18 protein-coding genes and 1 pseudogene are annotated in these 20,896 nt (G+C 66.0%); 10 read left to right on the top strand and 9 right to left on the bottom strand.

What is annotated here, in order from left to right:
* Positions 1–77: 77 nt before the first annotated feature.
* Positions 78–290 carry a heavy-metal-associated domain-containing protein gene (locus GORHZ_RS15575; RefSeq protein WP_006334493.1) on the bottom strand — a complete coding sequence of 71 codons (213 nt, stop codon included), beginning with the start codon at positions 288–290 and terminating at the stop codon, positions 78–80.
* A gap of 122 nt (positions 291–412) precedes the next feature.
* Between GORHZ_RS15575 and GORHZ_RS15570 the strand changes: the two genes are divergently transcribed.
* Together GORHZ_RS15570 and GORHZ_RS15565 are read left to right on the top strand one after the other, a co-directional pair.
* Positions 413–739, top strand: a complete 327-nt coding sequence (locus GORHZ_RS15570) for a metal-sensitive transcriptional regulator (RefSeq protein ID WP_006334492.1) — start codon at positions 413–415, stop codon at positions 737–739.
* 137 nt (positions 740–876) lie between these two features.
* Positions 877–1,329 carry a PaaI family thioesterase gene (locus GORHZ_RS15565; RefSeq protein WP_006334491.1) on the top strand — a complete coding sequence of 151 codons (453 nt, stop codon included), beginning with the start codon at positions 877–879 and terminating at the stop codon, positions 1,327–1,329.
* 78 nt (positions 1,330–1,407) lie between these two features.
* Here the strand turns inward: GORHZ_RS15565 and GORHZ_RS15560 are convergent, their stop codons facing one another.
* Both GORHZ_RS15560 and GORHZ_RS15555 read right to left on the bottom strand, forming a co-directional pair.
* On the bottom strand, positions 1,408–3,117 hold the full coding sequence (locus GORHZ_RS15560; protein WP_006334490.1) for an HAD family hydrolase: 1,710 nt from the start codon (positions 3,115–3,117) through the stop codon (positions 1,408–1,410).
* 105 nt (positions 3,118–3,222) lie between these two features.
* Positions 3,223–4,242 (bottom strand): ABC-2 transporter permease, encoded by a 1,020-nt coding sequence (locus GORHZ_RS15555; RefSeq protein ID WP_006334489.1) that lies wholly within the window; start codon positions 4,240–4,242, stop codon positions 3,223–3,225.
* 43 nt (positions 4,243–4,285) lie between these two features.
* Here GORHZ_RS15555 and GORHZ_RS31390 point away from each other — a divergent pair.
* Positions 4,286–4,807: pseudogene (locus GORHZ_RS31390) on the top strand (TetR/AcrR family transcriptional regulator); the annotation flags it as partial.
* Here GORHZ_RS31390 and GORHZ_RS31685 read toward each other — a convergent pair.
* The 3 genes from GORHZ_RS31685 to GORHZ_RS15540 form a co-directional block, all read right to left on the bottom strand.
* On the bottom strand, positions 4,802–6,877 hold the full coding sequence (locus GORHZ_RS31685) for an MFS transporter (protein WP_006334488.1): 2,076 nt from the start codon (positions 6,875–6,877) through the stop codon (positions 4,802–4,804). The pseudogene GORHZ_RS31390 and the gene GORHZ_RS31685 overlap by 6 nt on opposite strands.
* 267 nt (positions 6,878–7,144) lie before the next feature.
* On the bottom strand, positions 7,145–8,044 hold the full coding sequence (locus tag GORHZ_RS15545; RefSeq protein ID WP_006334487.1) for a hydroxyquinol 1,2-dioxygenase: 900 nt from the start codon (positions 8,042–8,044) through the stop codon (positions 7,145–7,147).
* Between the two features lie 37 nt (positions 8,045–8,081).
* Positions 8,082–9,152 carry a maleylacetate reductase gene (locus GORHZ_RS15540; RefSeq protein WP_006334486.1) on the bottom strand — a complete coding sequence of 357 codons (1,071 nt, stop codon included), beginning with the start codon at positions 9,150–9,152 and terminating at the stop codon, positions 8,082–8,084.
* A 159-nt stretch (positions 9,153–9,311) separates the two neighbouring features.
* On the opposite strand from GORHZ_RS15540, the gene GORHZ_RS15535 reads away from it, so the two are divergent.
* Positions 9,312–10,919, top strand: a complete 1,608-nt coding sequence (locus GORHZ_RS15535) for an IclR family transcriptional regulator (RefSeq protein ID WP_006334485.1) — start codon at positions 9,312–9,314, stop codon at positions 10,917–10,919.
* Positions 10,920–10,935: 16 nt separating this feature from the next.
* Here the strand turns inward: GORHZ_RS15535 and GORHZ_RS15530 are convergent, their stop codons facing one another.
* Positions 10,936–12,024 carry an AraC family transcriptional regulator gene (locus tag GORHZ_RS15530; protein WP_006334484.1) on the bottom strand — a complete coding sequence of 363 codons (1,089 nt, stop codon included), beginning with the start codon at positions 12,022–12,024 and terminating at the stop codon, positions 10,936–10,938.
* Positions 12,025–12,148: 124 nt separating this feature from the next.
* Here GORHZ_RS15530 and GORHZ_RS31680 point away from each other — a divergent pair, with 124 nt between their 5' ends.
* Genes GORHZ_RS31680 through budC form a run of 3 tightly spaced genes read left to right on the top strand, consistent with a single transcriptional unit; the run spans position 12,149 to position 14,009 of the window.
* Positions 12,149–12,574 carry a putative NADP-dependent oxidoreductase gene (locus GORHZ_RS31680; RefSeq protein ID WP_006334483.1) on the top strand — a complete coding sequence of 142 codons (426 nt, stop codon included), beginning with the start codon at positions 12,149–12,151 and terminating at the stop codon, positions 12,572–12,574.
* Complete coding sequence (locus GORHZ_RS15525; RefSeq protein WP_006334482.1) at positions 12,493–13,167, top strand: MDR family NADP-dependent oxidoreductase; 675 nt, start codon at positions 12,493–12,495, stop codon at positions 13,165–13,167. The genes GORHZ_RS31680 and GORHZ_RS15525 overlap by 82 nt, the downstream gene beginning before the upstream one ends.
* Before the next feature lie 50 nt (positions 13,168–13,217).
* Positions 13,218–14,009 (top strand): meso-2,3-butanediol dehydrogenase, encoded by a 792-nt coding sequence (gene budC / locus GORHZ_RS15520; RefSeq protein ID WP_006334481.1) that lies wholly within the window; start codon positions 13,218–13,220, stop codon positions 14,007–14,009.
* A gap of 166 nt (positions 14,010–14,175) precedes the next feature.
* Here the strand turns inward: budC and GORHZ_RS15515 are convergent, their stop codons facing one another.
* Both GORHZ_RS15515 and GORHZ_RS15510 read right to left on the bottom strand, forming a co-directional pair.
* Positions 14,176–15,282 carry a mandelate racemase/muconate lactonizing enzyme family protein gene (locus tag GORHZ_RS15515; protein ID WP_006334480.1) on the bottom strand — a complete coding sequence of 369 codons (1,107 nt, stop codon included), beginning with the start codon at positions 15,280–15,282 and terminating at the stop codon, positions 14,176–14,178.
* Positions 15,283–15,376: 94 nt separating this feature from the next.
* A complete protein-coding gene (locus GORHZ_RS15510; protein ID WP_006334479.1) occupies positions 15,377–17,128 on the bottom strand; it encodes a BCCT family transporter in 1,752 nt (583 codons plus the stop codon).
* Positions 17,129–17,472: 344 nt separating this feature from the next.
* On the opposite strand from GORHZ_RS15510, the gene GORHZ_RS15505 reads away from it, so the two are divergent.
* The 3 genes from GORHZ_RS15505 to GORHZ_RS15495 are packed head-to-tail and all read left to right on the top strand — an operon-like array spanning position 17,473 to position 20,895.
* Positions 17,473–18,738, top strand: a complete 1,266-nt coding sequence (locus GORHZ_RS15505; protein WP_006334478.1) for an aromatic ring-hydroxylating oxygenase subunit alpha — start codon at positions 17,473–17,475, stop codon at positions 18,736–18,738.
* A gap of 37 nt (positions 18,739–18,775) precedes the next feature.
* Positions 18,776–19,945: an FAD-binding oxidoreductase gene (locus GORHZ_RS15500; RefSeq protein WP_006334477.1), complete on the top strand. Its 1,170-nt coding sequence runs from the start codon at positions 18,776–18,778 to the stop codon at positions 19,943–19,945.
* A 38-nt stretch (positions 19,946–19,983) separates the two neighbouring features.
* Positions 19,984–20,895: a proline dehydrogenase family protein gene (locus GORHZ_RS15495; protein ID WP_006334476.1), complete on the top strand. Its 912-nt coding sequence runs from the start codon at positions 19,984–19,986 to the stop codon at positions 20,893–20,895.
* The last annotated feature ends 1 nt before the right edge of the window (position 20,896 follow it).

Here is a 20,896-nt window from a genome sequence, read left to right as displayed (position 1 = left end):
TCTCCTCTTCTTGCTGGCGGGCGGTGAGACCCGGCTACGGCTGGGGTGTGGTGACCGGGCGCATCACCCGGCCTGCCTCATCCGACTCGCGCTGCCGAGTAACCGGCCTCTTCCACGGCGGCGAGCACGGTGTCGTCGTCGATCGCATCCGAACTGGTGATCACGAGCTTGCCCGTCTCGGCGCTGACCTGGACGTCCTCGACGCCGGGTACCTCACCGACCTCTTCGCGCACCGACATCTCGCAGTGACCGCAGGTCATGCCCGTCACCTGGTATTCGGTCGTCGTCATGGTCACTCCTTCGCTTCACGTTCCGATACCCTTAGCGGGTATCGGTATCTGCTAACGTATACCCCCATAGGGTATACCGCAAGGATGCCGTCCCTACCCGTCACAGCGAGGAGCACCACGTCATGGCCGCCAACAGCACGCCGGCATCCGAGGCCGACACCCACGCACACCATGGCTACATCGCCGACAAGGACCGTTACCTCGCACGGCTCAAACGCATCGAAGGACAGGCCCGCGGGATCCACCGGATGGTCGACGAAGAGGTCTACTGCATCGACATCCTCACCCAGATCTCGGCGCTCACCAAGGCGCTCGAGGGTGTCGCGCTGGGCTTGCTCGATGATCACATGCGGCATTGTGTCGTCGACGCCGCCAAGCAGGGTGGCCCCGAGGCCGAGCTGAAACTCAAGGAGGCTGCCGACGCCATCGCGCGGCTCGTGAAGTCCTGACCGGCCACACCGCAAAGGCGCACGCCGGCCCCCACCGCTCCCGCAGACGTAGCGGGAATCGGCTCTGGGCGCCGATTCCCGCTACGTCTGCGGGCAAGGGAGGGGCGCTGGATCTTGATGCTCGCTAGTGTTCATCTGTGGACCAGATCGCGATCCAGGACCGAATCTTCCCGATGATGACGTGCTTCGGCTGCGGGCCGGCGAACGAGCGCGGACTGCGACTCAAGAGCTATGTCGGTGACGGGTGTGTCACCGCGACGTTCATGCCGTGGCCCGAGCACGACAACGGTATCGGGTTTCTCAACGGCGGTATCATCGCCACCCTGCTCGATTGCCACTCGGCTGCCGGCGTCATGAACGAGGCGTCGATCCAGGGCTGGGGCCCGCTGCCCGGTGCGGAGTTGGCCTATCTCACCGCGGGCATCGATGTCCGGTACCTACGCCCCAGTCCGCTCGACAGCCCGGTTGAGCTGCGCGCGGTCATCGTCGAGGCCACCGAGCCGGAAATCGTGTGCGAGGCGCAGTTGCTCTTCGACGGCAAGACCCGCGCCACCGGGCGTGCGGTCTGGAAACGGTGGCGACCCCGCTGACCGATCTGCGCCGACCGCGCTGCGCGTCCGAGTGGGGGAGTCAGTCAACTCGCGCCGCGGACGGCGTGAGTCGACCGTTCACCGGCTGCCGACGGCTCCGTGGACCTCGCCCTCATCGGCAGACGCGCGCGCTCTGCCGGCGTCGAGGGCGTAGCGTCGATCGACCGTTTCGATGATGCGTCGCCGCACCCGCTCGATCGTGGCCGCACGCTGAGCCGCGAGATGCTCTTCGGCGTCTGCGATCTCGTCGGCCGCGTCGGAATCGGCCAAGGTGTCACGGAACCACCGCGAGAAGTCTCCGCGTTCGGCATGGAACTCGACGATGTCCGGGGGCAGCCACGCCAGCTGATGACTGAACTCGCGGACCGTCCCGGCGGTCTCCGCATCGGGAGCTTCGGCGTGGAAGTAGAAGCGCCGAGACTCCGGGAGGGTCTTGTCTGCGTACTTGTGCCGATGCCGTACGTGGGCCGTGATCCGCTCACCCATGGTGAACGGCCGCGCCGGTCCACCCTCGAGTTCGAGCGTCGCGAACCGCCGCGGCTGCTCCGAGATATGGCCCCCGACGTCGACGTCGGGCAGAACGACGGTCACGTCACACTGTTCGAGTTCGTCGTCGGGTAGTTCGGCGGGAACGAACGTCGACAGCACGTAGCCGCCGCGGTGCGCCCAGCCGAGGCTGGCCTCGTGGCGCAGGAGATGGGCCTCATCGAGGACGATCCAGTGCGGGTACCCGCGTTCCTCGCGCCGGGCCTCCGCACACAACCGCAGCCGCGACATGTAGCTCGCCCGGGAGGACTCGTTGAGAGCCGACAGATCGACGACGACGCTGGTGTTGTGTTCGAGCATCCCCGCCACCTCGGTCGGTGCCGGCAGGTGGTGGGCCGCGTCCACGGCCCGGACGCGGGCCAGCCGGCTCAGTCCGGCGTGATCGCCCTCGGCGTCGACCACCAGGACGCTGTAGCCCGCGAGGATCCACTGCTCGGCCATCAGGCCGACGACATAGCTTTTGCCCGAGCCACTCGGCCCGGTGACCAGGATGCGTGCCTGACTGCCAGGAACCGTCGCGGGCACCTGTTCAGGACCGTCGTAGTTTCCGATTCGGATCCAGTGCCGGGACGGACACCAGCGCTGTAGCCCGGTGACGTAGGGCTTCGCCAGGAGCTCGGCGACACCGGGACCATTGGGATGGCTGAGCACCGCATCGGCATGCCGCTTGAGCGACGGCACCGCATCGGCGACCGCCGCGCCGATCTCGGCCACGCTCAGCAGCGCGATGTCGTTCTCCGCGTTGCCGATCGCGACCGCGTTGTGACGCGACAGGTCAAGCCGCCGCAGCAGGGCGACCACACCGGTGCCCTTGGTGGTGCCGGCCGGGACGACCATCAGTTCGGAGAGGTTGTGCACGACCTGGCAGTCCGATCCGACCTCGGCGATGACCGACGTGATCGCGTCGGAATGCTCGGTGGTGGTCGCCAACAATCCCTGACCGCGACGAAACGGGATTCCGCGTGCGGCCATCTCGCGCACCACATCCTCGTCTACCGGCGACGCGAGTTCGATCGTCGTGTTGCCGACGACGCCGACCGCGCCGTTCTCCAGCACCATCGCATCGACGTGTCGCGAGATCTGCGGGAAGGCCGCCTCGAGTTCGGACTGGATGCGCCCGGTGGCAAGCACGACGAGCATGCCGTCGCGTCGAACAGCATCGAGAGCGCCGAGCGCTTCCGCGGAGAGTTCGTCACCGCGGGTGAGGGTGCCGTCGAGGTCGGTCACCACCACCTTGATCATCGGGGACCCCTTCCGCGCGCACGGTCAACCCCCGATCATTATCACCATTGCACACCCGACGGCCCGTGCGGGAGGGCCGAATTTCATCGAAGGTCGGGACCGAAGTCACCCGTTGGGCACGGTGTGTCGGCCGACGGTGATGGAGTCGTCGTCGGCCTGGTGCTGATTGCGGTTGCGGCGGACTCCGATGACATAAAGCGACAGGCCGATGGCCAGCCACACGATGAGGACGAGGACGGGTCCGGCTGCGCCGTGCCCGTTGAAGAAGGCGACGTCGCGCAGAAGTGCTCCGGTGGCTCCCGGCGGGAGGAGCTGTCCGATCGCACCCCACGGCGTGGGCAGCATCTCGGGTGCGCTGGCGAGTCCGGACAGCGGGTTGCCGAGGAAGATGAGCAGCACCGCGGCGAGCGCGAGGCCCGGGCCGCCGAACAGTTCACGCAGGCCGAGGACCATCATGGCGGTGGCGAAGATGCCGAGCATGGCGACCAGGCTGATCGTCCAGAAGTGCTCGTCGAAGGTGCCGATGACGAAGCGCAGGGTGGCAACCAGGACCAGACCGCCGACGACGGCGACCCCGGCGACCGCGAGGAGCCGGGCACCCGGGGTGTGGATGAGCAACATGATGACCATCGCGGCGATCCATCCGCCCAGGGCCAGTGGCAGGGCACCGGCAGCCAGGCCGGCACCACGCGGGTCGTCGGCGGGGAAAGCGCGGATGTCCTCGATGTGCGCGGTTCCGCCGGTTGACGAGGCGACTCGCTGGGCGATGGGTGTGAGGAGTGCGGCGACCGCGGGGCTGGCCGCCGAGGCGACGAGGGCGGTGACATCCCGGCCGTCGACGATGATCGCGCCGTAGATCTCACGATGGTCGATCGCCGCGCGGGCCGCGGACTCGGTCGGATAGGCGGTGACGTCGAACCCGTCGAGTTGATCGGTGAGCTGCTGGGTCGTCGCGGCCGTGGCCACCACACCGATCGGCACCTGGTGGGGCGCGGAGCGCGCGGCCGGCAGCGCGAAGGCGGTGACCATCAGGGCCAACAGGATCGCGACGCCCGCGATCAGGCCGATCACCAGCTTCGCCGGCGGCGCCGAGGTGGATGACTGGGGGTTGGGTGTCATCGCCATCGGACAACCTCCTATAAGATACGGATAGTTTCTAATACGGTAGGTGAGAGTGTTAAGAAACGCAACGTATCCCAAGGAGGTGGTCGTGCGGGCGACACGACGAAGAGGTGCCGACCTGGAGAACGCGATCTACGCCGCGGTGATCGAGGAACTGTGGCGGCACGGCTACGCCGGACTGACATTCGAGGGGGTGGCGGCCGCGGCGGCCACCAGCAAACCGGTCCTCTATCGCCGGTGGTCGACAAAAGCACAGATGGTCCTGGCTGCCTGGGAGCACGCCCAGGTGGTCGACCTGTCGGTGCCCGACACCGGTTCATTGCGAGGGGATCTGGTGATGATGATGCGCCACGGCCGCGAGCAACTCGAACATCACAACCGACGACAGATCATGCTCGGCGTGCTCGCCGACGTCGACCAGGAGGCAGCCAGTCAACTGCGTGAACTCATCTTCGCGCGCAGCGGCGAGGCCACCGGCCTACTCATCGAGCGGGCGCGAGAGCGCGGAGAACTCGGTGATTCACCGATTCCGGCACGGGTGGCCGCCTTGCCGTTGGACTTGCTACGGCACGAGATTCTGCTGCGCGGCACCTTGGGTGACCGCGACATCGACGAACTCGTCGATGACTGCGTCCTGCCGTTGTACGTCGACGCCGGCCGGTTTCGGACCCGAGGGACCACATGACGGCATCATCAGCACGGGGATCGAGGCGTTGGCGGCAACGGCCTCGGCCACGCTGCCCTGCAAGTGACCAAGTATCCCGGTGCGACGGTGCGGGGCGATGATGATCATGCTCGCATCGTGTTCGGCTGCGGCGCGAAGGATGCCCCGCCAGGTCGGCGCGGCCTCCACGGCGATCCCTCGAGCGCGGAATCCGGCCTTCTCGGCCAGATCTGCTCCGCGCTGCGCGGTCTGCTCGGCGACGCCGCACACGGACGAGGCGTTGTTGGGATCCAGGTGCCGCTCGCCGGTGGTGAACCCGACGTCGGCGGGCTGCCACACGCACACCACGACGGCGTCCCGCCCGTAGTCGAAGTACTCGGCGGCCCGGGTGATGGCCGAATCGGCGAGGTCACTCCCGTCGTAGGCGAAGCAGACCGGTGACCGCGCCTCCATCGGTGCGCGCAGAGCCGGTTGCGTCAGTACCGAATGCGTCGAGGTGGTGGCCGAGCCGAGCGTCGGGGCCGACACCCTGCGCAGGCGGGCGAACAACGGTGGCGAGAACCATGCCGGTTCTTCGCCGTCCAGGAAGTGATCGAGGTCGGGGGTGGCGGGGCGTGCGCCACTGGCCGCGTAGACCGCCACCCCGAATAGTGCCCCGGCCACGGCCAGACCGAAGCCGATCCACAATGCGTAGCCGGTTCCCACCGAGCGGTCGGCGGCCACGGTCAGGGCGAAGTGGGTGAGAACCGGCGCCACCATGAACGCGGCGACGGCGCGCAACAGCTCGATGATCGCGAACACCCGCTGCAAGCTGTTGGACCGCAACGAGAAGCCGACGACGAAGAGCGCCGGCGCCACGGTCGCGCCGAGGGCGAGACCGGTGAGCGCCGCGCCCAGCATGACCAGCGGCTGATTCGCCGGCAACGCGAGCTGGAACACCAGGATGCCGATCGCCAACAGCGTCATGCCGATCAACGGCAGGAAGTGCATGGCGCGGCGGGTGATGACGGTGCCGAACAGCACCGCCATGAGGATCGCCCCGCCGAGTTCGGGCAGATACAGCAGTCCCACCCGCAGCGGGCTGAGCTGCTCCATGAGGGCGTTGGCCGTCAGTGTCGTCGCGGCCACCGAACCGGCCGCCGCGAAGAGGGCGACCCCCAGGCCGGCGACGGGGATCGAGCTGGTGAACACCGAGCGGATGGTCAGCAGCGGCCGCGACGCGCGGAACTGGTAGACGATCAACCCGATGATCAGCGCGAGTCCCGCGAGCATGGGCACGAGGACCTCGGTGTCGGTCAGGGCGTGCGAGGCGAGTTGGGACGCGCCGACGAAGGCCAGGACACAGCCTGTTGCGGCCATGCCGATCGCCCGCAGGTCGCGCGGCGCATCCCGGTCGGCGGGCGGAGCGTCGTCGAAGGTCAGCACGGCCATCAGCAGCGCCAGCAGTGCCACGCCGACGATCACCCAGAAAAGCGGTCGCCATTCGTGCGCGGCGGACTGCACACCGCCGAGGAACGGGCCGAGGGCGACGGCGCCGAAGACGCACATGTTCATGATCATCGCCGTCTGCCGCAGTCGAGCCTTCGGGAAACCGATGGTCAGCGGCGGTGCCGCGGCGATGAGCAACATGCTCGTGGCCAGCCCGAGCAGGACGAGGCCGCAGGTGAACATGGTCGCGTTGAGCGCGCCGGCGGCCAACACCGCACCGGTCACCAGCACGACGGCGTAGGCCACCAACATCCTCCGTTGGGGCAGGTGCTGTGCGAGTTGCACCGCGAGCACCGTGCCCGCCGCGTAGGCGGCATTCGCGAGCCCCAGCGCGAGACTCATTGCCTGCGCGGACATGTCGAGCTGCTCGGTGATGGTGGGCACGAGCGGTTCGATGGCTGCAGACAGCGCCAGGAACGGGATCAGCGCAAACGTCACCATGACCGCGAGGGCCGGGTAGCGCCCGGCGAGAGGTCCCTGGCGCATCAGCAGCGCCCGACCGGCACGAAGAACGGGGAACGGTTCGCCGCACCGGCACATGTCAGAGCACATAGGGACGCGGCGCTCCGGGACACGGCACTCAGGGGAGGGATCGACACGACAGGCGCAACCGCCGTCGGAATCGGCTTTGTTCCCGTCGCGCCGAGATGTGGTCGGTCTCTCAGGGGCATAGGTGCTGCCGCCCGGTCACAGTCTGGAATTGACGTCCGTCATGGCTTCGTCGGGCTTGACCGCGACTCCAGGAATCGGGTGTCAGTGGTCAGGGGCGAGCACGATGTCGAAGCGTGCGCGGGCCCAGCTCGCCCCGTTCAGTTCGCGGCCGTCCGGAGCGGGTGTGCCCGGTTCCTGTGCCACGAAGTCTTTGACGAGTGATTCCTTGACCCCGAAGACGGTGTCGGAGGCGAGCAGTTCGTCGCCGCGGACGAAGATGTGGGTGACCAGTGTGCGCTGTCCCGGTGCCGACACCATGAAGTGCAGATGCGAGGCCCGCATCGGCGAGCGTCCGGTTGCCTCGAGCATCCTGCCCACCGGGCCGTCGTGGGGGATGGGGTAGGGGGTGGGAGTCAGTCCCCAGAAGCGGAATCCGCCTTCGGCATCGCTGAACAGATGTGCTCGCCCGGTGACCCGGTCGTCGCCGTACTGGACGTCGTAGAAGCCGTCCTCGTCGGCTTCCCACACCTCGATCCGGGCGTTCGGGATGGGCGCACCGTCGGTGTCGCGGACGGTGCCCTCGACCCAACACGGTTGCCCCGGGGCCCCACCGGCGATGTCGCCGCCGTTGTCGATGCGTGGTGCGTCGTCGACGAAGAAGGGTCCGAACACGGTTGCCTCGGTGGCGTCGCCGTAGGCCTCGTTGTTGACGTTGATGGTCTGCATGGATGCACCGAGCACATCGGACAGCAGAATGAACTCTTGGCGGCGGTCATCGGTGATGTGGCCTACCTGGGTGAGGAACGAGATGGCCGTGTTCCACTCGGATTCGGTCAGCCGGACTTCCCGGATGAAGGCGTGGGTGTGTCGTACGAGCGCCTGCATCAGATACTTCAGACGCGGATTCTCGCAGTTGTCGAAGGACTGAATGACGTTGCGGATCAAGCGTTCTTCGATTGCATCCTGCGCGGAGTCGGCGGTGTGGACGTCGGTGGTGGTCATGGTGTTCCCGATCGTGGTTGTGTGCTGATGGATGGGTTCAGTGTTGGCTGGGACGGTCTCCGGACCACGCCGCGCGCAGCAGGGCACGGACCGCGTCGGGCGTGACCGGGCGCGGGTTTCCGTAGGGACGGGCGGTGACCTCGTCGGCGATGCGGTCGATGTCGTCCTCGGTCATGCCGAGTTCGGCCAGCGACGCCGGCGCTCCGAGGTCGCGCGACATCCGCCAGATTCGGAGGGACGGCGCTCCGTCGCCGGGCAGCGCGCGGCTCAGCGCGGCAACCGCAGTCGGGGCCGCGGGCTCGTTGAAGGCCAGCGCGTGCGGAAGGACAACCGTATGGGTTTGGGCGTGTGGCAGATTCAGCGTGCCGCCGAGCGCATGGCATAGCTTGTGGTGCAGTGACATGGTGGTGGCGCCGAGGGTGGCCCCGCACAGCCAGGCGCCGTAGAGGGCTTCGCTGCGAGCATCCAGGCTGGTCGGATCGGCAACCACACCGGGCAGAGAGGCGGCCAGTGCGCGGACGCCCTCTTCGGCCAGCAGCGACACGATGGGGCTCGTATCGGGTGCATAGAGCCCTTCGACCGCATGTGCCATGGCATTGAACGCGCTGGTCACCGACATCGCAACCGGGAGGGTCGTGGTCAGTTCGGGGTCATAGACGACGCTGCGGGGCAAGACCGCCTGATCGCGCCCGGTCTCTTTGCGGCCGTTGGTGGTCAGGCCCCACACGGGTGTCATCTCGGAGCCTGCGTAAGTGGTCGGTACGGCGACGATGGGCAGCCGATGTTTGAGGGCGATCGCCTTGCCGAGGCCGATCGCCGAACCCCCGCCGACGGTGACGCAGCCGTCGGCACCGAGGTCGGCGGCTGTGGCGCTGGCCTTCTCGGCGACGTGGGCCGGAACGTGCATCACGGCGTGCGGGTAGATTCCGACGCTGCGGTCGCCGAGCAGGTCGGCGACCTGCTGGGCGACATGGTCGTGTCCGGGTGAGCACAGCACCAGCACGCGATGAAGGCCGAGGTGGTCGAGTTCCTCGGCCAGCCGGCTGCGGGAACCGGCACCAAAGCGGACTCTCATCGGCAGAGATTGATAGACGAAGTCGTAGGTCATCGACGTGACCCTCCTGCGATCGTTTGGAAGATTCACTCTCATACAATGGACGAGGTGTTCGTACAGTACCATGACTCTGGTAGAAAGGGATATGGCCAACGTCGATTGTTCGGGAGCGCCTGCCACAGGCCAGGCCCGAGAACCAAGGGATGAGGCGCGGTGAACTCCATACAACTGCTCACCAAGGCGGGCCAGATCATCGACGAACTGGCACGATCAGGTCCCTCGACCCCGGCCGAATTGGCGAAAGCCGTGGACGAGCCCAGGCCGAGCGTCTACCGGATCGCCGCGGCACTCGACCAGTTGGAGATCGTGCGCGGTGGCGCCACCGGCCAACTCGAATTGGGTCCGGGGCTGCTGCGCTGGGGCGATGCGGTCGTCGAGGCTTTCGTTGATCGGCGTGAACTGCACAAACAGTTGCGCTGGGTGCGCGAGCAGGTCGGCATGAACGCCTACTTCGCCGTGCCGGGCGCCGGCGGGTTGTTGTGTCTGGATCAGGAGGCGGGGGCGGTCGTGGACCTGCGGGACCTCGAGCCCGGCCGTGTGCTCCCGCTGCATGCGGGCGCCGCATCGCACGTGGCCCTGGCCTTCGCGCCGCCCGAAGCCCAGGCCGAGCTGCTGGCCTCGGCCGACTTCGAACCGCTGGCATCGGGGACGCCCACGGGCATCGCTGAGCTGCGCGCTCTGCTGGAGTCCACGGTGACGCGCGGTTTCAGCGTCGCCGACAGCGAGATCGTCGACGGCATCGCGTCGGTGGCGGTACCCGTGCGCCGTGACGACGTGCTCGTCGGTGTGGTCTCGGTCGCCGGTCTGCGGGCCAGCGTCGTGCCCCAGGCGGACTCGGCGGCGCAGGTCCTCGAGATCGCTGCGCGTGCGATCGCCGATTCGATGAAGCGCCCAGTGCCGCCGGGTCCGCTCAGCCGGGGGGGAGCCGACTCGGCGGGTGAGCGGAGCGGAACACGCTCGCCCGCACTGATCCTCAAGGCCGGGGCGCTCATGGAAGCCCTTGCCGCAGAACGTGTTGCGACATCTGCTCGACTGACCGAACTCACCAGCGAACCGGCCAGCTCGGTGTATCGGATGCTCGCGTCCCTGGTCGAGCTCGGCTGGGTCGAGCAGATCACGCCACGGGGTGCTTATCGAGTGGGGGGCAAGCTTCTCACCCTGGCGTCGGAGCTGCTGCGAGGACTCGACATCCGCAAGGCGGCCCGTCCGATTCTCGAGGAGATTCATGCCGCCACCGGGGAGACGACCTTCCTGTGCGTGCGCAACGGCCCGCGCGCGGTCTGCATCGAGCGCATCGACGGGGTGCGGGTGAACAGCACGGTTCTGCAGTTGGGGCGTTCGCTACCCCTGCATGTCGGGGCCGCACCACGCGCGCTGCTCGCCTTCGAGGAGAAAGGGGCCTGGGATGAGTACGCGTCGATCGCATCGTCGAGCGAGGATCTTCGGCGCGATGCCGTATCGCGCTCAGAGCTGTACGCCCAGCTTGAAGCGATCCGGGAAGCCGGGCTGGCGATCAGCGACAACACGGTGACCCCGGGTATCGCGGCCATCGGTGCGCCCATTTTCGATCACTACGGACGCGTCGCGGCGTCGCTGTCGGTCAGCGGTCTCCGGGACGGCATCCTGGCTGCGCCGGACGAGGGCCGGTCGGTGGCCGAGTTGGTGCGGTGGGGTGCCCGCGAACTCTCGCGGTACCTCGGTTGGGTCTATCCGGCTCTGGGTGAGCATCGTCATGACCCTGCCGCTACCAGAGGTCCTTGAATGGACAAAGTGTCCGCTAGATGATTGTTGAACAGTTCGGCTGATTCCCGCGCCGATCTGTGGCGGTGGGACTGCCCGCCGCGACAGATCGGCTCGCGTTCGGTGGTGGCGACTGTCGCCACTTCACCCGCAGCGGGGCCGGGCTCGAGCCGAACCAGCGCTGACACGACCGGGACAGGACGCTTTGCTCGGAGTAGCCGAGTTCGCGGGCAAGGTGGCTCAAGGCAATGTCCGTGTCCCGCAGATAACGCACGGCCATCTCGCGTCGCACATCGTCGACCACGGCGTTGAAGCTCGTCCCCTCGGCGACGAGTCGGCGCCGCAACGTATTCGGGTGCACGCGAAATTGCTCGGCGACGATCGGGACCGTGGCCGAACCCGTTGGCAGAAGTTGCCGGACGAGCTCACGTATCGATGACGACATCGTCGGCCGGTGCCGATCGATGACGGTGTCGAGATAGTCGAGCACGACCCGATGGGCCATCTCGTCGCGCACCATCGGTCGCCGCAGTTCGGAGGCCAGCACGGTCATACCGGCTCGCGTCGCAGAGAACTTCGGTGTGCAGGAGAAGTACTGCAGATACTCCTCCGGCGATACCAGTGGGGCGTGCGGAATGTGGACCGTCGTCGGTGCATAGCCTGACCCGAGCAGGAAGCGCAATACCCGCAGCATCACGCCCAGCCCCAGTTCGAAGGTCTGCGGGCATGCGGGCGGGTGGGGAATCAGGATCTTGAACTCCAAGAACGACGTTTCGTCGCCCGCGTCTATCACCACCGAATTGGACGGGCTGTAGGTGCCGAGATAGTTCTCGAAGATGTCGATCGCTCCCGCCACGGACTTCGCCGTGCGTGCCGCAACACCGACCGGTCCGAACATCTCGATGCCCTGGCGCTCGGCGAGCCGGCGTCCGAAGTCGGGTGTCTGCGTGGCCCTGGCCGCCGACTCGACAGCGTCGATATGCGCCAGATAGGTGATGAACGCGTCGAAGTTGCCGACATCGGCCGCCCGGATGCCGACGGACGCGAGGAGTACATCCGGGTCGCCGCCCAGCTCTGACACCAGCTCCGGATAGCCGCGCAACGATGTGCCCCGGATCACAGACATGCTCTCTACTGTCAAATGCGTGGTCTCTACTGTCAATACTTCCTGGCCTCTGCGAGCGCAGACTCACATAACTGACATTGTTCAGTGGTGAATCACAGTGATTACAGGAAGATGACAGCAAATCATGACCAACAAGAACCGCAAGTGGTTGCTTGCCAAGCGCCCGACGGGAATCGTGGGCCCCCAGGATTTCGATCTGACGGTCGAGCCAGTGCCCTCGATTGCCGAGGGTGAGTTCCTCGTTCGCAACCGGTGGCTCAGCTGCGACCCCGCACAGCGCACTTACATGGAGTTCGACAGCTACATCCCTGCCGTCGAGATCGGCGAGATGATGGTCGGCGCATCCGCCGGCGAGGTCGTCGAGTCCCGCCACCCCGACTTCCAGGTCGGCGACGTCGTAACCGGCGCCTTCGGCTGGCAGGACTACGCGGTCAGCGACGGGTCCCCTTCGGCGGCCTCATCCCGCCGGTGGCGATCCCCGCCGGCGTCGACGCTCCGACCGCGATGTCGCTGTTCGGGATCACCGGGCTCACCGCCTACATCGGCCTGATCGACGTGGCGGAGGTCAAGGCCGGCGATACGGTGGTCGTTTCCGGTGCGGCGGGGGCCGTCGGCTCGGTCGTCTGCCAGATCGCGAAGATCAAGGGTGCTCGCGTCGTGGGCATCGCGGGCGGACCCCGCAAGTGCGACATGCTGCGCAACGAGCTCAACGTCGACGATGCCATCGACTACAAGAACGAGGACGTGGACGCGCGCCTCGGCGAGACGTGCCCGGAGGGCATCGACGTGTACTTCGACAACGTCGGCGGCGAAATCCTCGACGCGGTACTCGGCCGCGTCGCGGTCGGGGCGCGGATCGCGCTCTGTGGCTCCATCTCCGGCTACAGCGAATCCCAGGGACTGGTCCCGGTGCGCAACGTCTTCAACCTCACCCTGCAGCGCGGCACCATGCGCGGCTTCCTGGTCTTCGATCGCCTCGATCGGGCGGAGCAGGCGATCGCCGACCTCGCCACCTGGGCCGCCGAGGGAAAGATCAAGAACCAGATCGACATCGTCGAGGGTCTCGAGAACGCGCCGAGCGCCCTGCGACGCCTCTTCACCGGCGAGAACATCGGCAAGCAGCTCGTCAAGATCGCCGACTGACCACCGTCAACCTCGAAAATCGAACTCCCACAACAAGAAAAGGAACTCTCATGGGCATGCTGGAGAACAAGAAGGCCATCGTCACCGGAGGCGCCAACGGCATCGGCGAACAGACCGTACGGTTGTTCCTCGAACACGGCGCCAGCGTCGTCATCGCCGACATGAATGCCGATCGAGGCAAGCAACTGGCCGACGAACTGGGCGCCAAGGCTGCGTTCGTCGAGGTCGACCTCTCCGCGCCGGAGCAGATCGGACCGATGATCGAGCAGGCCGTGGGCTTCCTCGGTGGCCTGGACATTCTGGTCAACAACGCCGGCTTCGGCATCTACGGCCGCACCCACCTGATCGATCCGGCCGACTGGCACAAGATCATCGACGTCAACCTCAACGCCCTGTTCCACACCTGCCGTCACGCCGTGCCACACCTGATGAGCCATGGCGGCAGCATCATCAACACCGCCTCGGTGTCCGGCACCCGCGCCGACTACGGCTTCAACGCCTATGCGGCGGCCAAGGGCGGCGTGATCAACTACACCCGCAACCTGGCACTGGACTATGCGCTGGACAACATTCGCGTCAACTGCATTTCCCCCGGTCTGATCGAGACGCAGCTGACCGGCCCGCTGCGCGGGCATCCGGATGCATTCCAGAGCTACATGGATAACATTCCGATGTCCCGGGTGGGCTCGCCGATGGAGATCGCCAAGGTCATGCTGTTCCTGGCCTCGGACCTGGCGTCCTACGTCACCGGCCAGGAGATCGCGGTCGACGGCGGCGTGACCGCCTGGAACGGTCAGCCGCGATTCCCCAAGCACTTCGGCGACACCGTCGTCAAAGGCTGAGCTGCTCCGCTGAGCTGCTTCTTCGAGCCGGACGGGCTCCGGCCGGCTTGACCAGTACTCGACTCCGGGCTGACCACGGAAGTGGCCGGCCCGGAGTCGAACTCGTCGACGTGATGTTGCAGGAGCTCGTCCACTCGAACCTGCGGAATGCGGTGGCCCGTGACTGTCAGCCGACCGACGCGACCGGGGCGCCGATCACGGCCTCGTCGGGCGTCACGCCAAGCCCGGCGCCGGTGGGCACCTTGATATGTCCGGCAATGATATGAATGCCGTTGGTGGGGTCGTAGTGCCCGTCGATGTAAGGCGCAGCGATCCACACCCCGTCCAGTTGGCGCGGAGACACCGTGGCGCCGATGTGTGTGCATGCTGCCGCGATGATGTCGCCGCCCCAAGAATCGTCGCAGGTATGCGGCAACAGACGGGCCGCGCACACGTCGCGGAAGGCGCGCATCGGGTGCAGCCCGCCGATCCTGGTCAGCTTCATGCCGAAGCCGTCGACGAGGCCGGTGCCTGCCGCGACGACGGCGGTGTTCAGGTCGACGCTGTTTTCGTCCATGTAGATGCCGTGCCCGACGATCGGGCGGATCACCCGTAGGTCGTCGATGGTGTTGCACGGCTGCTCCAGGACGAACGGTACATCCTGGCACTGCCGGCTCAGTCGGATGGCGTCACGAGTGTTCAATCCGCGATTGGCGTCCACCGCCAGTCGGACTCCGGTGCCGCGCACCGCCTCCCACACCAGGCGCACCGCCGCGATGTCCTCTTCTACCGCGCGGCCACCGATCTTGATCTGCAGCCGCGGAAAGCCCTCCGCGGCCTTCTCCGCGGCAACACGAGCCGTCTCGTCCGGATCGTCGACGATCAACGAGTAGTACGACGGGACGTGATCCGACAGTGCGCCACCCAGTAGATCGGCCACGCTGACTCCGAAATGCCTGCCCAGCAGGTCATGTGCCGCAATGTCGACGGCCGCCTTCGCGTATCGGTGTCCGTACAGCATCGAGTCCATCCGCCGATGAAGCGGGATGGGCTGTACGGAGCTCCCGATCAATCCTTCCCCGAGTAAGCCGAGCGCGGCCCGTGCACCCGCGGGATGTGATTCGGCATACGTCGGTCCGACCGGACACGTCTCGCCCCACCCGGCGAGCCCATTGTCGGCCACCAGCTTCACCAGTGTCGATCGGACGCTGAACAATTCCGAGTTCGACATCCGATAGGGTCCGCCACGGACGGGCAAGTCGACCTGGTAGACGTGAAATTCCGAGATCTTCATCTGTGCACCTTGGGTTCGGTGATCGGTGATGGCTGGGTCAATGCAAACGCTGTGCGGGGTGCGTCCGCCGACGCACCCCGCACACGCGGTCGCCTCAGCGGCGAACGATACCCGACCCGGTCGGCGAGTTCGGTCTGTCGCCGATCATCTCGGCGGCAGGGTCGATCGCCGGTGCCCTCACCGGCATCCGTTCCACCAGTGGAAGATCCTGCGTCGCTGCCGGATCCAGGACCTTGTGTACATCAGAGCGCTGCACCCGATCTGTCGGTAGATCCTCGCCGGGCCGCTCGGCTCGCAGTTGACGCACGAGGCTGACGGAGGCGATGACCATCACCACGACAAAGGGAACACCGAAAACGATGACAGTCGTCTGTATCGCGTCCAGCCCGCCGGCCAGCAGCAGTGCGATGGCGACGACGCCGATCATCGAGCCCCAGGTGACGACCAGCCAGGTCTTCGGGTGCAACGTACCGCGCTGCGAGAGCATGCCGAGCACGAGTGACGCGGAGTCTGCGCCGGTGACGTAGAACGTCATGATCAGAAGCATCACCACGACCGCGACGATCGCCGGCACCGGGAGTGCGTCGAGGAGTGTGAACAGGGTGTTCTCGACGCCGCTGGACAATGAGCCGGCCATGTCCGCGGTCCCCTCGAGTTGGAACCGGATGCCGGTGCCGCCCATGACAGCGAACCAGATCATGCTGACGAAGGTGGGCACGATCAGGACGCAGATGACGAACTCCCGGATCGTGCGACCCCGTGAGATGCGGGCCATGAATGTGCCGACGAAGGGCGCCCAGGACATCCACCACGCCCAGTAGAAGATCGTCCAACCCGACAGCCAGTCCCCGCCCCCGAAGGCTCCCGTCTCGAACGACATCGGAATCAGTCCGAACAGGTAGTCGCCGGTGGACGTGACGAACATGTTGACAAGGAAGATCGTCGGGCCGAAGGCGAAGACGAAGATGAGCAGAGAGAGCGCCAGCACGCTGTTGGTGTTGGACATCCACTTGATACCGCGCTCGGTGCCGGAGACGGCGGAGATCACGAACAGCGCGGTGAGGATGACGATCGCGACGATCGAGATGGTGTTGGAGATGGGGGCGCCGAAAACCCTGGCCAGGCCGCTGTTGATCTGCAGGGCGCCCAGTCCCAGTGATGTCGCTGCCCCGAAGGTCGTGATGAACAGGCCGAAGATGTCGACGGCCCGTCGCGCGGGATGGGATGGATCCTTGCGCGGCAACACGATCGAGCTCAGCAGATTCGGTAGGCCCTTACGGAACGTGACGTACGCGAGGGCCAGGCCCACCACGCCGTACAGCGCCCACGGCTGCAGACCCCAGTGGAAGAACGTGTACTGCATCCCGAGCTCCGCAGCCTCGGTTGTTCCGCCCTGGGCGCGACCCATCGGAGGTGTCATGAGATGGGAAACCGGCTCCGCGACCCCCCAGAAGATCAGTCCGATCCCCATGCCGGTCGCGAACATCATCGAGATCCAGGAAACGGTGCTGAACTCCGGCCGTTCGTCGTCGCGTCCGAGCCGGATCCGGCCGACACGCGATAGCCCGAGCCACAGCATCAGAGCGACGAACCCCGTGGTGGCCAGGACGTATACCCACCCAACCGAGCTGATGACCGAGTCGAGGAGCATCGACGCGGTCGAGGCCAGTGATTCGGGCGCGATGACACCCCAGCCCGCAAAGGCGAGGGTCAGAGCCATCCCGCCGCCGAAGACGACCTTGTCGACGGGGAATCCGGCGTCGCTGCTCTCGTCAGTGGTTCGGTGGGCGTCGGACGCGGGGACGCTGTGTTCGGCTGATTGGCGCTCGTGTTCGGTGGGTCCCATAACGAACCTCCGTTCTGTATTGAGGAACTAACCCGTATTACGAAACAATGTTGATGCGGTGATGTCAAGGCCAAAATCGCACGTAAATTCGATGTTTCAGATGCGATATCAATTTGTGTATGTGTCGACTCTCGAGCGGTCTGGTGCGGTGTTAGCTGGGTCTTTGCCCGAAGCGCGGCTACTGGGGGAAGGTTGCCCGACGGTCATACGCCGGGGTTGACACGAGGTCCCTCCCAGGCGATCATTGTTTCGTACATCGCTCATGTTTCGTAATACGGCACAAATGTCCCGGATGAAACCGGGCAAGGCCACGAGCCAGGAGCCCGCCTTTTCCCGGAGTTGCCATGAATAACCTGGACACCCTGTCGCCCGCGGGCGACGTCGAAGCACTCATCGACCGTCGTGCGGTCGGCTACAGCCTGGAGGCGGAGTTCTATACGAGTCAGGAGGTCTTCGACCTCGATCTCGCCGCCGTGTTCGCCAAGCACTGGCTGTTCAGCGCAACCGAGGCGGAGATTCCCGACCCGGGTGACTACGTGACCATCGACATCGGCCCGTATTCGGTGATCATCGTCCGCGACGACGATGAGCAGGTACGTGCCTTCCGTAACGTGTGCCGGCATCGCGGTTCCCGCCTCCTGGAGAACGGATGCGGTTCGGTGGGCAATCTGGTGTGCCCCTACCATCAGTGGACCTATCGCGTCGACGGCACGCTGGTATACGCCGAGTCGCAGCCGCCCGGGTTCGACCGGTCGGCACTGGGCCTACGCCCGGTGCATGTGCGCAGCGTCGCCGGATTGATCTTCGTCTGTCTCGCCGACGAGACCCCGCCCGACTTCGACGAGGTGGCGGCCGTCCTCGAGCCCTATATCGCCCCATTCGATCTGGTCCATACGAAGGTCGCCCATCAGTCCGACCTGATCGAGGAGGGCAACTGGAAGCTCGTGATGGAGAACAACCGGGAGTGCCAGCATTGCGACGGCGCGCATCCCGAGCTCATCACGGCGTACTTCCCGCTGTTCGGATACTCCGCCAACGACATCACCCCGCGGATGCGACCCGTCTTCGAGCGGTACCAGACAGCACAGGAACACCTGACCAAGGCATGTTCGCGCAGCAACTTCCCTCGCGATGAACGACGGGAACTCGACACGCGGGTAACCGGATTCCAGGTCTCGCACCTACCGCTCGACGGATCCGGCTCGTCATTCGGCCCGAACGGTGAGCCGGTGTGCCACAAGCTGATGGGCAACATCCCCGACGCGCGGTTCGGCGACCTGTCGATCCACATGCAGCCGAACTCCTGGTTCCACCTGCTGAGCGATCACGCCGTGGTGTTCCGTGTCCTTCCCCTCGCCCCTGGACGCAGTCTCGTCCGAACCACCTGGCTGGTGCACGAGGACGCCCGGGAAGGGGTCGACTACAACCTCGAGAACCTGACGTCGGTGTGGAACGCGACGAACCTCCAAGACCGCGACCTGGTTGCGGGAGCGCAGAAGGGCGTGTCCGATCCGGGCTACATACCCGGCCCGTACTCCATGGTCGAGGGAGATGTCGAGGCCTTCGTCAACTGGTACATCCAGCGTCTCCGCGCTCATTTCGAGTCCTGACTCCCGCCAACCCGTTTCATCTTCGAAAGGTCTCGCCATGACGACGGCGACTCAGTATGCGGCGCGCTCGCTCGCCGTTCCACCCATCCGCCCGATCTCGACGCCGAGTCTCGATGTCACCACCGACCTCTGGGGAGACGACGACGAGGTGCGCCTGGTCTGCCGGACGGTTCAGGAGATCACCCACGACGTGAAGTCGTTCTTCTTCGAACCGCCTGTCGGCCGAACCTTCCACTTCGAACCGGGGCAATTCGTCACCCTGCAGCTGAACATCGACGGTACGACGGTCAGCAGGTGCTACACGATCTCGTCGCCCCCGAGCCGCCCACACCTACTGGGCATCACCGTGAAGCGTGTGGTCGGTGGTCAGGTGTCGAACTGGTTGCACGACAACATGGTTCCCGGCGCTGAGGTCTCTGTTCAGGCCCCGCTGGGGACGTTCACCCTGCCCGAAGAGTCCGCAGCCAAATACCTGTTCCTGTCCGCGGGCAGTGGGATCACCCCGGTGATGTCGATGACCCGCACCCTGTTCGATCTGGGCTCGGACGCCGACATCGTGTTCATCCACAGCTCGCGCACCCCCGCCGACATCCTGTTCCGCCGGGAACTCGACGCGATGGCCGCGGTGATGCCGAGTCTCCGTGTTGTCCATGTGTGCGAGAGCGACTATCCCGCCGAGCGCTGGACGGGACTGCGGGGCCGGCTGACGGCCGCGATGTTGGAGACGATGGCACCCGACTTCGCCGAACGCGTCGCCTTCACCTGCGGCCCTGCGGCTTATATGTCCGCGGCCCGGCGGATCCTCGACGACCTCGGGTTCGACATGCGCCGGTATCACGAGGAGAGTTTCTCGTTCGACACCCTGCCCGTGGCCGATCGTACGGTTGTCGAGTCGCTGACACCGGACGACACCGCGGCCGCCGCCGACGACGACGCATCGGTGACCACCTACACCGTTGAACTCGCTTCCAGCGGCCAGACGATCCGCTGCGGCGAGGACGAGACCGTGCTCGACGCAGCGCTGGCGGCAGGTGTGCGGATGCCGTCGTCATGCGGCCAGGGGATGTGCGGCACGTGCAAGACAACGTTGCTCAGCGGCGAGGTCGACATGCAGCACAACGGCGGTATCCGTCCGAAGGAGATCGCGCGCAACAAGATCCTGGTCTGCTGCTCGAAACCCCTGGGCGACCTGGCCATCGACCTGTAACAACTCAAACACAAACCAATCTGAACCGAAGGAACACCATGATCAAGAAGACCCTCCTCCTCGCCGCGGACAGCAAGCGTCTCGAGCGGACGATCAGCCGTAACAGGCTGACCAAGCCGTTGGTTGCCCGGTACGTCGCCGGCACCACCCTCGACGAGGCCGTTGCCGCGACCCGTGAACTCAACGCCAAGGGCATCGACGTCAGTCTGGATCTGCTGGGCGAAACCGTCAGCGACCTCAGTGAGTCGGCGGCGGCGACCGCGGCCTATGTCGACACCATCCATGCACTGGCCACCCAGTCCCCGGGTTCAACGGTGTCGGTCAAGCTGTCCCAGCTCGGTATCGGGCTCGACCCGATCGTCTGTGAGGGCCACTTGAAGCAACTGCTCGACGTCGGCGCGGAGGCCGGGATCACCGTCGAGGTCGACATGGAGCACAGCTCCGTCGGACCGCAGACGCTCGAGGCATACCGCTCGCTGTTGCCGGGCCATCCGAATACGCGTGTCGCGATCCAGGCAGCGATGCGCCGGACTCCCGACGACCTGGCTTCCTTCACCGACATCAAGCCGCGTATCCGGCTGGTCAAGGGCGCCTTCCTGGAGACGATCGACAAGGCGATCGTCGACCCGGCCGAGGTGACCGCGGAATACCACTATCTCTCCGAATGGGCCCTGAAGAACCTGCCCGACCCGGCATTCGGAACCCACGACGACACCTGCATCGACATCGTGAAGGCGGCCGCCGAGCGCCTCGGAATCGACAAGCGCGACTTCGAGTTCCAGATGCTCTACGGGGTGCGTCGGGAACTGCAGGAGCAGCTGGCGGCCGACGGATACCGGGTGCGGATCTATGTTCCGTTCGGCAGCCAGTGGTACCCGTACCTGATGCGCCGCATGGCCGAGCGGCCGGCGAATCTGATGCTCTTCCTGCGGTCGGTCATCAGCGACTGAT

It is taken from the genome of Gordonia rhizosphera NBRC 16068 (assembly GCF_000298195.1).
Taxonomy (GTDB): domain Bacteria; phylum Actinomycetota; class Actinomycetes; order Mycobacteriales; family Mycobacteriaceae; genus Gordonia; species Gordonia rhizosphera.
This window is presented reverse-complemented; position numbering and strand designations above follow the sequence as displayed.

Coding starts and splice junctions, on each gene's coding strand:
- GORHZ_RS15545 (WP_006334487.1), bottom strand. CDS start 8,044: ATGACCACCACCGACGTCCACACCGCCGACTCCGCGCAGGATGCAATC.
- GORHZ_RS15555 (WP_006334489.1), bottom strand. CDS start 4,242: ATGGCGATGACACCCAACCCCCAGTCATCCACCTCGGCGCCGCCGGCG.
- GORHZ_RS15530 (WP_006334484.1), bottom strand. CDS start 12,024: ATGTCTGTGATCCGGGGCACATCGTTGCGCGGCTATCCGGAGCTGGTG.
- GORHZ_RS31680 (WP_006334483.1), top strand. CDS start 12,149: ATGACCAACAAGAACCGCAAGTGGTTGCTTGCCAAGCGCCCGACGGGA.
- budC (WP_006334481.1), top strand. CDS start 13,218: ATGGGCATGCTGGAGAACAAGAAGGCCATCGTCACCGGAGGCGCCAAC.
- GORHZ_RS15570 (WP_006334492.1), top strand. CDS start 413: ATGGCCGCCAACAGCACGCCGGCATCCGAGGCCGACACCCACGCACAC.
- GORHZ_RS15560 (WP_006334490.1), bottom strand. CDS start 3,117: ATGATCAAGGTGGTGGTGACCGACCTCGACGGCACCCTCACCCGCGGT.
- GORHZ_RS15515 (WP_006334480.1), bottom strand. CDS start 15,282: ATGAAGATCTCGGAATTTCACGTCTACCAGGTCGACTTGCCCGTCCGT.
- GORHZ_RS15510 (WP_006334479.1), bottom strand. CDS start 17,128: ATGGGACCCACCGAACACGAGCGCCAATCAGCCGAACACAGCGTCCCC.
- GORHZ_RS15500 (WP_006334477.1), top strand. CDS start 18,776: ATGACGACGGCGACTCAGTATGCGGCGCGCTCGCTCGCCGTTCCACCC.
- GORHZ_RS15505 (WP_006334478.1), top strand. CDS start 17,473: ATGAATAACCTGGACACCCTGTCGCCCGCGGGCGACGTCGAAGCACTC.
- GORHZ_RS15575 (WP_006334493.1), bottom strand. CDS start 290: ATGACGACGACCGAATACCAGGTGACGGGCATGACCTGCGGTCACTGC.
- GORHZ_RS31685 (WP_006334488.1), bottom strand. CDS start 6,877: ATGCGCCAGGGACCTCTCGCCGGGCGCTACCCGGCCCTCGCGGTCATG.
- GORHZ_RS15540 (WP_006334486.1), bottom strand. CDS start 9,152: ATGACCTACGACTTCGTCTATCAATCTCTGCCGATGAGAGTCCGCTTT.
- GORHZ_RS15495 (WP_006334476.1), top strand. CDS start 19,984: ATGATCAAGAAGACCCTCCTCCTCGCCGCGGACAGCAAGCGTCTCGAG.